12 protein-coding genes are annotated in these 12,540 nt (G+C 55.2%); 6 read left to right on the forward strand and 6 right to left on the reverse strand.

What is annotated here, in order from left to right; all coding sequences use genetic code 11:
- Positions 1–143: 143 nt before the first annotated feature.
- On the reverse strand, positions 144–2,882 hold the full coding sequence (locus GGR95_RS03450) for a [protein-PII] uridylyltransferase (protein ID WP_184562842.1): 2,739 nt from the start codon (positions 2,880–2,882) through the stop codon (positions 144–146).
- 38 nt (positions 2,883–2,920) lie between these two features.
- Positions 2,921–4,093, reverse strand: a complete 1,173-nt coding sequence (locus GGR95_RS03455; RefSeq protein ID WP_184562844.1) for a penicillin-binding protein activator — start codon at positions 4,091–4,093, stop codon at positions 2,921–2,923.
- 91 nt (positions 4,094–4,184) lie between these two features.
- Here GGR95_RS03455 and rsmI point away from each other — a divergent pair, with 91 nt between their 5' ends.
- From rsmI to GGR95_RS03475, 4 genes are read left to right on the forward strand one after another with little or no spacing between them, the layout of a single operon-like run.
- Complete coding sequence (gene rsmI, locus GGR95_RS03460; RefSeq protein ID WP_184562847.1) at positions 4,185–5,048, forward strand: 16S rRNA (cytidine(1402)-2'-O)-methyltransferase; 864 nt, start codon at positions 4,185–4,187, stop codon at positions 5,046–5,048.
- Between the two features lie 5 nt (positions 5,049–5,053).
- Positions 5,054–5,434, forward strand: a complete 381-nt coding sequence (locus tag GGR95_RS03465; RefSeq protein WP_184562849.1) for a YraN family protein — start codon at positions 5,054–5,056, stop codon at positions 5,432–5,434.
- Positions 5,435–5,492: 58 nt separating this feature from the next.
- Positions 5,493–6,428 carry a glutathione synthase gene (gshB, locus tag GGR95_RS03470; RefSeq protein ID WP_184562851.1) on the forward strand — a complete coding sequence of 312 codons (936 nt, stop codon included), beginning with the start codon at positions 5,493–5,495 and terminating at the stop codon, positions 6,426–6,428.
- Positions 6,425–7,321 (forward strand): alpha/beta hydrolase, encoded by an 897-nt coding sequence (locus GGR95_RS03475; RefSeq protein WP_184562853.1) that lies wholly within the window; start codon positions 6,425–6,427, stop codon positions 7,319–7,321. The genes gshB and GGR95_RS03475 overlap by 4 nt, the downstream gene beginning before the upstream one ends.
- Here the strand turns inward: GGR95_RS03475 and GGR95_RS03480 are convergent.
- The 4 genes from GGR95_RS03480 to cobU all read right to left on the reverse strand — a co-directional run bounded on the left by GGR95_RS03480 (position 7,302) and on the right by cobU (position 10,746).
- Positions 7,302–8,816: a YifB family Mg chelatase-like AAA ATPase gene (locus GGR95_RS03480; RefSeq protein ID WP_184562855.1), complete on the reverse strand. Its 1,515-nt coding sequence runs from the start codon at positions 8,814–8,816 to the stop codon at positions 7,302–7,304. The two genes, GGR95_RS03475 and GGR95_RS03480, sit on opposite strands and share 20 nt — an antisense overlap.
- Before the next feature lie 68 nt (positions 8,817–8,884).
- Entirely contained in the window at positions 8,885–9,562 is a 678-nt protein-coding gene (locus tag GGR95_RS03485) for a glutathione S-transferase (protein ID WP_184562857.1), read from the reverse strand.
- A gap of 81 nt (positions 9,563–9,643) precedes the next feature.
- Positions 9,644–10,228, reverse strand: coding sequence for a histidine phosphatase family protein (locus GGR95_RS03490; protein ID WP_184562858.1), 585 nt, complete (start codon positions 10,226–10,228; stop codon positions 9,644–9,646).
- Positions 10,225–10,746 carry a bifunctional adenosylcobinamide kinase/adenosylcobinamide-phosphate guanylyltransferase gene (gene cobU / locus GGR95_RS03495; RefSeq protein ID WP_184562860.1) on the reverse strand — a complete coding sequence of 174 codons (522 nt, stop codon included), beginning with the start codon at positions 10,744–10,746 and terminating at the stop codon, positions 10,225–10,227. The genes GGR95_RS03490 and cobU overlap by 4 nt, the downstream gene beginning before the upstream one ends.
- Positions 10,747–10,842: 96 nt before the next feature.
- On the opposite strand from cobU, the gene GGR95_RS03500 reads away from it, so the two are divergent.
- Both GGR95_RS03500 and GGR95_RS03505 read left to right on the forward strand, forming a co-directional pair.
- On the forward strand, positions 10,843–11,721 hold the full coding sequence (locus GGR95_RS03500) for an RNA polymerase factor sigma-32 (protein WP_184562862.1): 879 nt from the start codon (positions 10,843–10,845) through the stop codon (positions 11,719–11,721).
- Positions 11,718–12,524 carry a ChaN family lipoprotein gene (locus tag GGR95_RS03505; RefSeq protein ID WP_184562864.1) on the forward strand — a complete coding sequence of 269 codons (807 nt, stop codon included), beginning with the start codon at positions 11,718–11,720 and terminating at the stop codon, positions 12,522–12,524. The genes GGR95_RS03500 and GGR95_RS03505 overlap by 4 nt, the downstream gene beginning before the upstream one ends.
- Positions 12,525–12,540 lie beyond the last annotated feature (16 nt).

Consider the following 12,540-nt stretch of genomic DNA (forward strand, 5'->3'; position numbering starts at 1 on the left):
TTGTGGATGTGTCTTGGCGTAGCGATTGCCGCGTGTCAGCGCAATTCCCTTTTACCCGCCTAATGAGCCCTCGGCGGGTTTTGCCGATCTGGTGCAGGGTGTAAGTGCCCTGCCAATACGCCGTTGATTGTCTGAAAATAGAGTCAGGTCTTCGCCCGCTCTACCCCTTCGGTGATGGCTTCACGCAAACGTTTATCAAGGGCGCGTTGTTTGCTCTCGGAATGGTATTTGAGGCCAAACATGTCCTTCACATAGAAGGTATCGACAACCTGCTCACCGTAGGTCGCGATCACGGCATTTGCGATATACACATTCGCCCCCGCCAACGCCCGCGCCAGATCATACAGCAATCCGGGACGGTCACGGGTATCGACTTCGATGATCGTGTATATTTCGGAGCCGTCATTATCAAAGGTGATGTGGGTGGGAACGCGGAATGCTTTTTCGCGCTTCTTGACCTTGTCACGTGATTTGAGAGCATCTTGCGCGATGACTTCACCGCGCAGGGTTTTTTCAATCATCTGTCGCAGGCGCGGCAGCTTGGACACCTCATAGGCGTTGCCTTCACTGTCCTGAATCCAATAGGCATCTGTGACATAACCGTCTTTTGTTGTGTAGCTGCGGGCATCCACAACATTGGCCCCTACCAGCGCCAATGCACCAGCCAGCCGCGAGAAAATGCCGTGGTGGTCGGCCATAACAAAACACGCACGAGTGGCATCACGGTCTTCGTCGGGGTGCAGATCAATCAGGATGGAGGAAGGATCAAGGTTGCGCAGCAGATTTGCAAAAGCCACATGTGCTGTGACGTGCATGCCTTGCCAATAGGGGTCGTAATGGCGGGCGGTCTCCGCTTTGAGATCTTTTTTCGGCCAATCAGGTAAGGCCGCACGCAGCGCCTTTTTAGCCTCGGTGCCGCGGCTGGTACGGTTGAGGTCTTCTAATCCGGTTTCAAGCGCGCGTTTTGTTTGTCTGTAAAGGCTACGGATCAATGCAGCCTTCCAGTTGTTCCACGTATCCGGCCCGACACCGCGAATGTCGCAGACAGTGAGGACGCACAACAGATCAAGCCGTTTCACCGTTTTCACAGCTTTTGCGAAATCACGCACAGTACGGGGATCGGAAATGTCGCGTTTTTGCGCCATATCGGACATCAGCAGGTGATAGCGCACCAGCCATTCAACGGTATCAACCTCATCGGGCTTCAGCCCCAGACGCGGTGCAACCTTACGTGCAATCTGGGCACCAAGGATCGAGTGATCTTCTGGCCGCCCTTTGCCGATGTCGTGCAAAAGCAATGCCACATAAATGACCTTGCGGTTTATACCGCGCTCCAGAATTGTTGAGCAAACGGGAAGCTCTTCTTCAAGCTCGTGCTTTTCGATCATTGCCAGATTGGCGATTGTCTGGATCGTATGTTCGTCGACCGTATAGCTGTGATACATGTTGAACTGCATCATCGCCACAATAGGCTCAAACTCGGGGATAAACGCGGATAACACGCCCAATTCGTTCATACGCCGCAAGGCGCGTTCGGGGTTCCCGTGTTTCAGCAGCAGGTCTAAAAACAGGCGCTGGGCTTCGGGTGAATTGCGAAGGCTGTCGTCGATCAAGTGCAAGTTGGCTTTGATCGTGCGCATGGCGTCAGGGTGGATCAACATGCCTGTGCGCAGGGCTTCTTCATAGACATGCAACAGATTGAGTGGATCATTCAGGAATGTGTCGGTGTCGCGGATGTCGATACGGTTATGCACAACGACATAACCCTCTTTGATCCGGGGACGGCGGCGGAACAGCCGCTCTAGTAGGGGTTCGGATTTAACGTGCATGTCTTCCAGCTTGGTCAGGAAAATACGTGTCAAATCGCCCACAGCGGTGGCGTGACGGAAATAGGCCTGCATAAAGACTTCGACGGCGCGGCGGCCTGCGCGGTCTTCGTATTGCATGGCTTCGGCAACGCTGACCTGCATGTCAAAAGTCAGCTGTTCTGTGGCGCGTTTGGTCAATAGATGCAGGTGCCCACGCACAGCCCAAAGAAAATTTTCGGCCGCTTTAAAGGTTTCGTATTCATCGACACGAAACACGCCTTTTTCCACCAAATCAGCCGAATGCTGGACCCCGTGGATGAATTTCGCAATCCAGAACAACGACTGCAAATCGCGCAATCCGCCTTTGCCTTCTTTTACATTAGGCTCAACAACATAGCGCTGGCCCTGTTTCAGGTGACGTGAATCGCGTTCTTCCAGCTTTGCCTCGATGAAGTCGCGACCAGATCCAGAAAAGAGTTCCCGAGTCAGCGTTTCATCCAGCCTTTCCGCCAATGCGGTATCGCCACAAACATAGCGGTGTTCCAGCAGGGCAGTCTGGATGGTGTAGTCTTCTTTGGCCAGTTCAACGCAATCATTGATTGTGCGGCTGGAGTGGCCCACCTTCAATTTCAGGTCCCACAGTAGATAGAGCATCGATTCAATGACGCTGCTGGCCCAAGGGTCGATTTTCCCTGGAAGCAGAAAGAGCAGATCAACATCCGAGAAAGGCGCCATTTCACCGCGTCCATACCCCCCTACGCCAATCACGCTCAGTACAGCGGCGTCAGAGGTCGGATGCAGGTAGCGTGTGGCGACCATCAAAACGGATTTGACCATGCCATCCGTGAGGTAAGTATAAGATGCCGTCATTGAAGCTGCGTCAAAGGGAGAGCGGGCAAAAGCTGCCGCAATCACTTCACGGCCTTTTGCTTGGGCATCGCGCAAAATTTTCACTGTTTGCGCGCGCAGTGTCGCTTCGTCGCTGTTGCTTGCGGCGGCAGCGATTTGCGCATTTACGTCTTCATGGTCGTAAATGTCGTTGGGTGCGGCACCCAATCTTGGCGCAGTTGCCATGTCTGAGTGCCACCTTTCTTTATATGTCGCAGGTTGCTTCAGAACCCTGCTCCGCCAAAGGCTTTGGGTGCAGCTTCCAGCAAGACAACTTGATTGTTGCGAATAGTCGCAACCGCAAGACCGCGCTGGTTTGTGCCATCAGGACGCAAACGGAAGATGCCATGTGCCCCCTTAAAGCCAGCACCTTGAGTCAGGGACGCTGTGGAAAGCGCCGTTTTCTTACCGCCTTTTACAAGCGAGCCAACAGCCGCGATGCCGTCAAATGCCAAACCTGCGATATCTAGAGGGCGTTCACCATATGCAGCCGCATAGCGCGAAGCAAATGCAGCGCTTGCACCGGGATCAGGCAGAGCAAACCATCCCCCTTGGATGCCAGGCAATGCCAGTGTTTGTGCAGGAATGTCCCAACGGCTCAGGCCTATGTACTGTGATGATGCGTTGGTCACACCCGCAGCAGGCAGCATATCTGCCAAGAGGGGAAGGGCGGTGGATGAATTGGCTGTCATGAACAACGCATTTGCACCGGTGCTTTGCATGGTTGCTTTGACACGCGGTACAGCAGCACGCACGGCCTCTTGGCTGAGGGCGTATTCAACGCTTCCCGATAGGGTTGCACCATTGGCCGAGATGGCTTGCTGGATGGCGTTACGGCCTAACTGTCCACCGATGTCATTGGCATGCAGAACGACAATTTTATCTTTTCCGGTGCGTTTGGCATAGCTCACCAGACGGTTGGCGGTGTTGTCAAATGTTGGCCCAAGCACAAAGACGTTGCCGCCAGCGATTGTTGTGTTGTTCGAGAAGGACAGAACATTCACGCCTGACGCTGCAACAGCAACACCTGCTGCGTTCGCTGCTTCGCCATAGACCGGCCCGAGAATGATTTTAGCGCCATCTGCAACAGCTTGCGACGCTGCAGTTGCTGCTGTGCTGGCCTGTCCGGCTGTGCCGTAAACACGCAGATCAATTTTGACACCGCCTAGATCACGAATTGCCAGACGTGCAGCGTTTTCCAGATTTTTGGCAAGTAGGTTGTCTGATGCTGAACCGCCACGCGGTACAAGCAGCGCAACCGCGACAGGAGCCGTCGGATCAATTTGAGGGCCTTTGTTGCTTGTCATCGCCGGATCACAGGCGGCTAGCAACATCGCGAAAATCGGCAACAAAAGTAGCCGGATCGGCTTTCGGATGGTGCGCAGGATGGCAAACATGGTAACAGTACTCCCCAGTCAGTGGTGTGTAGGAAATTTTCCTACACTATAATTGTCGCAATCATATCGTGTCCAAGAGGCGGGTCCAGCGTTGAATATCCATAAGCAGAAGTTAGCGCCCGGAATTACCTTTGTGGGTGTCCCTATTGGCACAGCACGCGACATTACATTGCGCGCACTCGATGTCTTGGCCAGCGCCGATATGTTGGCCGCCGAAGACACGCGCAGCTTGCTAAAGCTGATGGATATACATGGTATTCCGCTGGACGGGCGCAAGATTACGGCCTTGCACGATCACTCTAGTGAGGGCGCCATGATGCGACTTGTAAAGGCCGTTCAGGATGGAAAATCAGTTGCTTACGCGTCAGAGGCGGGGATGCCCCTGATTGCCGATCCGGGGTTTGAACTGTCACGTGCGGCTGCTGCGGCTGGCATTAACGTGACCTGCGCGCCGGGCCCGTCTGCTGTGGTGACAGCGTTGGCCTTGGGCGGTTTACCTACGGACGCTTTCCATTTTGCAGGATTTTTGCCCAGCACCAAGGCTGCGCGTCTGAGTGCGTTGGAAGGGTTGCGAGATGTGCGTGCGACGTTGGTTTTCTACGAATCGCCTAAACGTGTCGGTGCCATGTTGCGGGATGCAAAAGGCGCCTTGGGCGAGGGGCGTAATGCCGCGGTTTGTCGCGAGCTGACGAAAAAATTCGAAGAAGTCCGGCGCGGCACCTTGAGCGAGTTGGCGGAGTATTACGATACAACCACACCCAAAGGCGAGATTGTGGTCTTGGTGGATCGTGGAGATTTAGCGACTATTAACTCGGATGATTTAGAAACATCGTTGAAGGCCGCGTTGGAAGAATTGTCGATGCGTGATGCCGTGGATTTGGTTGCCAAGGCACATGCGCTACCACGTCGACAGGTCTATCAGGCTGCCTTGGAGCTAAATACAAAAAAAGGCTGAAACCTATGACCCTTCCAAATGGCCGCTCTCATCGCGGAGCTATGGCGTTTCACGCAGGGTTGGCAGCGGAAGGGTGTGTTGCGCAAGATTATGAACGGCGAGGGTTTCGAGTTGCGCGTCAGCGCTGGCGCGGAAAACGTGGTGAAATTGACCTGATTGTGCAGGATGGCGATGGCCTCATTTTCATAGAAGTGAAACAAAGCCAGAGTTTCGACCGCGCTGCGCAACGACTGAGCGCCGCACAAATGCGCCGAATATACGCCAGTGCCGAAGAGTTTCTGGGGACACAACCCTTGGGAAGTCTGACGGATGTACGTTTTGACGTGGCCCTAGTGAATGGGCACGGCGAGACACAAATAATTGAAAACGCCTTCGGACACGCTTGAAGGCATTGCGCCGAACGACTTGCTTTGTCATCAGTAGAACAACAGCAAGGAAGAACCCATGAAAATTGCATTTCAAATGGACCCCATCGGGGACGTGAATATCGACGGAGACAGCAGCTTCCGCCTCGCCGAGGAAGCACAGGCGCGGGGGCATTCATTGTTCTTCTATACGCCAGATCATCTGGCCTATCAGGAAGGCCGCATCACCGCGCGTGGGCATGACATGACCGTGCAGCGTGTGGCGGGAAACCCTGCTGTGCTGGGCGAAATGCGAGAAGTGGATTTGGCGGAATTTGACGTGGTTTGGCTACGTCAGGACCCGCCATTTGACATGCACTATATCACGTCGACGCATCTTTTAGATCGGATTTCTGATACTACTTTGGTTGTGAACGATCCGTTTTGGGTGCGCAATTTTCCAGAAAAACTTATGGTTCTGGATTTTCCAGACCTGACGCCGCCAACTACGATTGCGCATGATCTGGCGACGATCAAAGCGTTTAAGGAAAAGCATGGCGATGTGATACTCAAGCCTCTGTACGGCAATGGCGGCGCTGGTGTTTTCAAGCTCACCAAAGATGACCGCAACCTTAGCTCCCTGCATGAGCTGTTTACAGGATTTTCGCGTGAACCTTTGATTGTTCAAAAGTTTCTGCCTGATGTGGCAAAAGGCGACAAACGCGTGATTCTTGTGGATGGTGAACCCGTAGGCGCGATCAACCGCGTTCCTGCCGAAGGAGAGACGCGCTCAAATATGCATGTTGGCGGCCGTCCGGAAAAGATCGGCTTGACGGAACGTGACAAAGAAATCTGCGCACGTATTGGCGGGGTGCTCAAGGAAAGGGGGCAGATATTTGTCGGGATCGACGTGATTGGTGACTATCTGACCGAAATTAATGTCACTTCCCCAACCGGTATTCAGGAGCTTGAGCGCTTTGATGGTGTGAACATCGCGGGCAAAATCTGGGATGTGATCGAAGCAAAACGCGCATGAGCATGATGCTGCGGCTTATAAATCCGTGGCTGAGGTTTTTTGAAAAACGGCGTATCCGCAAGGGTACGCCGGCAGGCCTGCGCCGCGTACTTGAATTGCAGGCCCGCCTGTTCTTCCGTGCGCCGCGCGGTACTGTTCGAAAGTGGATCTCTTTGGGGGGTGTTCCCTGTTTGGAACTCTCCTCGCAAGACGTGCAGCCGCGTAAAGTTTTGCTTTATATCCATGGGGGAGGGTTTGTTTTTGGCAGCCCGAACACACATGCAGCGATGATTGCCCATTTGGGACAACGAATTAGAGCGCGCGCGATCATGCCCAAATACCGTTTGGCCCCCGAACACTCCTTTCCTGCGGCACCACAGGATGTGCGTGCTGCATGGGACGCGCTAATCAGGCAGGGGGTGGAGCCTGCCGAAATCGTTTTGGGCGGTGACAGCGCTGGCGGCGCGCTTGCTTTCGGGTTGATTGCGGCGTTGCAAGCTGAAGGGGCTGCACAACCGGCGGCAGTATTTGGGTTTTCGCCTTTGACGGACCTGACGTTTAGTGGTCAGTCGTTTAAGGAGAACGCCGACAGCGACGTGCTTTTGCCTGCGGACCGTGCTGCAGAAATGGCCGCAATGTTCCTGCATGGCCAATCTGCGACGCACCCGTCTGTCAGCCCGTTGTTTGGTGATTTCAAAGGCGGCCCCCCTGCATGGATCACAGTCGGGGATACCGAAATCTTGCTAGATGATTCTCGCCGATTGGCCGAGCGTTTGCGTGCAGATGGCGTTGCCGTTGAGATCACCGTGCGACATGATCTGCCCCATGTTTGGCCTGTGCTGCACAACATTCTGCCCGAAGCCCGCCAGACACTGGATACCTTGGCGGAGTGGATTACGCGACAATGGAGCTAGGGAGCCTGAAGCTCACTGCTTCAGCGACATGGGGTTTGCGTACGTCAGCGGAGGTGTCGAGATCGGCAATGGTACGGGCGACCCTGAGCACACGGTGGTAGCCACGCGCAGAGAGGCCAAAACGCTCTGCTGCGCGGATCAGTAAATCCTGCCCTTCCGCGTCTGGCGCGGCCATTTGCTCTAACACATCGCCCTCGGCATCCGCATTGCACCGCATATTGGGGTGAGAAGCAAAACGCGTTGATTGAACTGCACGTGCCTGCGCGACCCTTTCAGCCACATCCGCAGAACTATCGCCCGAAGCAGGTAGGTTCAGGTCCGTGTAGCTGACGGGGGGCACGTCTACGCGTAGGTCGAAACGATCCATCAAAGGGCCAGAAATGCGGCCCATATAGTCTTCGCCACAGTGGGGAACGCGTGCGCAGGCGCGGGCGGGGTCAGGCAAATAGCCGCATTTGCAGGGGTTTGCTGCGGCGACGAGCATGAAGCGGCAGGGGTATTTCACATGGGCATTTGCGCGGCTGATCATGACTTCGCCTGTTTCAATCGGTTGGCGCAGGGTCTCCAGCACGTTGCGAGGGAACTCGGGGAATTCATCCATGAACAACACGCCGTTATGCGCAAGGCTCACTTCGCCCGGCTTTGCGTTTCTGCCGCCGCCGATGATGGCGGCCATAGAGGCGGTGTGATGGGGTTCTCGGAAAGGGCGGGCGCGGCTGATACCGCCTTCATCCAGCAGCCCTGCGATGGAGTGGATCATCGACGTTTCCAGTGCTTCTGCGGCGGAAAGAGGGGGCAATATGCCCGGCAATCGCGCCGCCAACATGGATTTTCCTGATCCCGGGGTCCCAACCATCAGCAAATGATGTCTCCCCGCGGCGGCAATTTCTAGCGCGCGTTTGGCGCGCTCTTGACCTTTGACTTCGCGCAGATCTCGGCTGTGATCCATCGGGGCCACTTCGCCCGGTTCTGCGGGGGGCAGGGGGACTTGGCCTGTATAATGGCGCACCACATCCCCCAGTGATCGGGCGGCAATCACCTGACAGGCGTTCACCCATGCCGCTTCCGCACCTGACCCGTGCGGGCACAGCAGGTTGCGGTCTTCTTGGGCGGCGGCCATGGCCGCGGGCAGAGCGCCTAATACGGGGATCAGTGAGCCGTCCAAGGACAGTTCGCCTAGTGCGACAACGGTTTCGATCACATCTTTGGGCAAGATTTCCAATGCCGCTAGCAAGGCAAGGGCGATCGGCAGATCAAAGTGACTACCCTCTTTGGGCAGGTTTGCCGGGCTTAGATTTATCGTGATACGTTTGGAGGGCAGGGCGATGGCCATTGATGTCAGCGCTGTGCGCACACGGTCCCGCGCCTCGGATACGGCTTTGTCAGGAAGGCCGACAATCGAAAACGCGGGCAGTCCGGGGGTGACGGCGCATTGCACTTCTACAATGCGCGCCTCAACCCCCTGAAATGCAACGCTATAGGCGCGTGCCACCATCGTCCTGCCCCACACTTATCAAAGGATTAACGGTACAGGGTTAATGATTTAAGAATGGTTAACGCTGATTATGCGGGCCAAGCTTCTGCGCGTCCTACAGGGGCGTAGGGGAATGGATCATATGTGGTCTTTAGCCCTTCAGCACGCCATTGTTGAAAAGCAGGGTCGCTTATCGCTGTGTTACAATAGGTCTGTGCAGCCTCTGATACGGGTAGCGCATAACCTGTGATCCGTGCACAGACAGGCGCATAGAAAGCATCAGCCAGCGAGTAGGCGCCAAACAACCATGGGCCATCTGTGGCTTTTTCGCGGGCAAAGGCCCAGAGGGTTTCAACCCGCGCCAGATCGGACTTGATCTCTTCCGAGGCCACAAAATCTGCATCCACATGCGCCAGTTGCATTGGGCAACCGCCCCGCAGGGCGCCAAATCCAGCAACCATTTCGGCACAAAGCCAGCGGGCGCGCATACGTGCTGTCGGGTCAGCGGGCCACAACCCTGCATCCGGGTGCCGTTCGGCCAAAGTCTCAGCCATAGCGAGGCTTTCGCCAATCACGTCGCCTTCTGGCGTGCGCAGGGCAGGCACCAATCGGGCGGGCGCAAGCGTGGCCATGTCTTGTGCCATTGTCCCGCTATAGAGGCCGATCATTGTCTCGCGGTAGGGCAAATCAAATTTATGCAACATCAACCAGCCGCGCAAAGACCAGCTTGAGAAGGTGCGGTCACCGATAAAAAGTTCATATGTCATTGTTTATACTTCTTGCTACATCTGCGGTAACGCTATGCGTCTTTGTTCAAGCAGACAAATTCATTTGCGTTTGCAAGGCCATCACGGCACGTGATTGATCTGCGCGACCTCCCAATCGTCTTTCCCTTGATGTCGTAAAGTAGTGACCGAAATATTGTCGATTTTATGGGCCATCGCTGCAACGGCTGTGACGCCAAGTGCACGTTGAACCTGTGTCAGGATCACACCGAAATGCGCAACGGCGATGATGTGGGCGTCAGGGTGCTCCGCGTTCAACCGATCCACCACGGCGCTGACCCGCGCTTGGGTTTGGTTCCAACTCTCACCATCTGGGGCTTGGATGTCACCGGGGTTGTCCCAAAAGGCGCGGCTAAGCTGGGGGTCACGGGCTGCGACCGCATCAAAACGCATCCCGTCCCAAATGCCGAAATTGATCTCGCGCAGGTCTGTTTCATGGGCAAGGCGAGTGTGGCGGGGCAGGGTCAATACATCTGCCGTTGTGACCGAGCGGATAAGGTCGGATGACACCAGCAATGCTCTGTCAGGTAAGTGATTGCGCACGCGGTTAATCAAATCTGTGTCAGACAAATCAGCAGGGACATCGCGCCAACCCACAAAGGTTTTTTCATGTGTGGGGCCATGCCGGACCCAATGCCACGTGGTCATGAAAGCTGCCCCTTTAATATTTGCGGCAGGCCCGCAACCACCAACACCGCCACATCTGCTTGGCGGGCCAATGCGATGTTCAGCCGCCCTTGGGCCTCACGGAACTGGCGGGCCAGTTTATTGTCTGGAACGATCCCGTGTCCGACTTCGTTTGAGACGATGACCCACGGCGCGGCGCAGGTGCGTAGGGCGTTCAGCAATATGTCGGTCGCTTTACCTATATCCGCTTGCTGCATCATTTGGTTACTAAGCCACATGGTCGCACAGTCGATTAACACAGGCGTATCGGCGCTGAGATTGGCAAGGGGTAGCCCTAGATCAAGAGGCTCTTCTACCGTGTGCCAACGCCCGTCACGCCGATCTTTGTGGACCTTGACGCGCAATTTTGTTTCATCGTCACCAGCCCAGCCCGTGGCAAGGTAAGTGGCCTTCAAGTTATTGGAAAGAATGTAATTTTCGGCCCACTCCGACTTCCCAGAAGCAGCTCCGCCTAGAACGAATGTCCCATTGGGCAACATTTTTTTCGACCTTCCGTGAACTAATTCCCTGTCTGGTGCGTAGATATAACAAGGCGTCACCACAAGTCGACACAATGAAACAGGGATTTGGATCAAATGGCTAGGGCAATTGCGCAGGATTTTTCACTCACCCGCACGGCAATGAAGGCCGAGCTGCTGGATGCAGAGACAGAATTGAAGCTGGCTTATGCGTGGCGGGACGAGAAGGATGTTGAAGCGCTTCACAGGTTGATTAACGCTTACATGAGATTGGCCATCTCGATGGCGTCGAAGTTCAGACGTTATGGCGCCCCTATGAATGACCTGATCCAAGAGGCTGGACTGGGCCTGATGAAAGCGGCTGAAAAATTTGATCCTGACCGTGGTGTTCGGTTTTCGACCTATGCGGTCTGGTGGATTAAGGCGTCTATCCAAGATCATGTGATGCGCAATTGGTCGATGGTACGCACGGGATCTACCTCTTCGCAAAAGTCATTGTTCTTTAACATGCGCCGCGTGCAAGCGCGGATTGAGCGGGAGTCAAACAGCGCAGGCGAGACATTGGACAAGCATCAGTTGCTTCAGATGATCTCGGCTGAGATTGGCGTGCCTTTGCGTGACGTAGAGATGATGGATGGGCGTTTGTCTGGGTCTGATTTTTCGTTGAATGCAACGCAGTCCGATGAGGATGAAGGCCGCGAATGGATTGATGCGCTGCAGGATGATAGCGCACAGGCCGCTGAAAACGTTGAGCATACGCATGATACCAAACAATTGCGTGAGTGGCTGTTGGCTGCGATGGCGGCGCTGAACGAGCGCGAGCAGTTCATCATCCGAGAGCGCAAGTTGCGCGATGAACCGCGTACGTTGGAATGTCTGGGCAAAGAGTTGAGCCTGAGCAAAGAGCGTGTGCGGCAACTGGAGGCCGGCGCCTTTCAGAAAATGCGGAAATCGCTTGAAACGGAGTCCCAAGAAGTGTTCCACTTTTTAACATGAAAAGATTAAAAACGCCTCTCACAGTTCTAAGCGCTGGCCTAATGGTCGCGTTTTTCTCCACTTCCGTAGCTGCCGAAATTCCGGCGGTTGCCCGTGACGCACAAATTGTGGTGTTGGGAGAACAGCATGACAACCCTGAGCATCACCAAAGGCAGGCGGAATGGGTCGCGGCATTGTCGCCCCGCGCCGTGGTTTTTGAGATGCTCACACCTGAACAAGCCGAAGCCGCGAACTTTGAATGGACAGATCAAGGTGATCTTGATGCTGCGATTGGTTGGGCGGACAGCAACTGGCCCTCTTTTGACATGTATTTCCCGATATTTGCCGCTGCACCAAAGGCCGTGATATATGGTGCGGGCGTGCCCCGTGATGTGTTGAGTACCCAACTTCAACAGCCATTGGCGGATCACCCGCTTGCCCCCGCCTTTGGGCTTGATCAACCCACAGAACCTGACCAACAAGCCGCGCGCGAGGCATTGCAAGCTGTGGCGCATTGCAACGCGCTGCCAATAGAAATGCTGCCTGTGATGGTTGATGCCCAACGTCTGCGCGATGCATCCTTGGCGGATGCGGCCCTGCGTGCGGTTGAGCAAACGGGCGGTCCTGTGGTGGTGATCACGGGCAATGGCCATGCACGTATGGATTGGGCGGCGCCTGCTTTGATGGCATTTGCCGCGCCTGACGTAGAGGTGTTTGCCCTGGGTCAGGGCGAAGAGGGCAATGACGTAGAGGGCGAATTTTCTCTCACGTTGGATGCTCCTGCGCCAAAACGCGATGATCCCTGCGCAGCGTTTGCGCAGTAGGGTCTGGCGCTGTGGG

Origin of the sequence: Sulfitobacter undariae, from assembly GCF_014196805.1 — a bacterium.
Classification (GTDB): Bacteria; Pseudomonadota; Alphaproteobacteria; order Rhodobacterales; family Rhodobacteraceae; genus Sulfitobacter; species Sulfitobacter undariae.

What these genes read in the sequence shown, in the direction of transcription:
- GGR95_RS03450 (WP_184562842.1), bottom strand. Translation starts at nt 2,882, where the DNA reads ATGGCAACTGCGCCAAGATTGGGTGCCGCACCCAACGACATTTACGAC.
- GGR95_RS03455 (WP_184562844.1), bottom strand. Translation starts at nt 4,093, where the DNA reads ATGTTTGCCATCCTGCGCACCATCCGAAAGCCGATCCGGCTACTTTTG.
- GGR95_RS03465 (WP_184562849.1), top strand. Translation starts at nt 5,054, where the DNA reads ATGACCCTTCCAAATGGCCGCTCTCATCGCGGAGCTATGGCGTTTCAC.
- gshB (WP_184562851.1), top strand. Translation starts at nt 5,493, where the DNA reads ATGAAAATTGCATTTCAAATGGACCCCATCGGGGACGTGAATATCGAC.
- GGR95_RS03475 (WP_184562853.1), top strand. Translation starts at nt 6,425, where the DNA reads ATGAGCATGATGCTGCGGCTTATAAATCCGTGGCTGAGGTTTTTTGAA.
- GGR95_RS03480 (WP_184562855.1), bottom strand. Translation starts at nt 8,816, where the DNA reads ATGGTGGCACGCGCCTATAGCGTTGCATTTCAGGGGGTTGAGGCGCGC.
- GGR95_RS03485 (WP_184562857.1), bottom strand. Translation starts at nt 9,562, where the DNA reads ATGACATATGAACTTTTTATCGGTGACCGCACCTTCTCAAGCTGGTCT.
- GGR95_RS03490 (WP_184562858.1), bottom strand. Translation starts at nt 10,228, where the DNA reads ATGACCACGTGGCATTGGGTCCGGCATGGCCCCACACATGAAAAAACC.
- cobU (WP_184562860.1), bottom strand. Translation starts at nt 10,746, where the DNA reads ATGTTGCCCAATGGGACATTCGTTCTAGGCGGAGCTGCTTCTGGGAAG.
- GGR95_RS03500 (WP_184562862.1), top strand. Translation starts at nt 10,843, where the DNA reads ATGGCTAGGGCAATTGCGCAGGATTTTTCACTCACCCGCACGGCAATG.
- GGR95_RS03505 (WP_184562864.1), top strand. Translation starts at nt 11,718, where the DNA reads ATGAAAAGATTAAAAACGCCTCTCACAGTTCTAAGCGCTGGCCTAATG.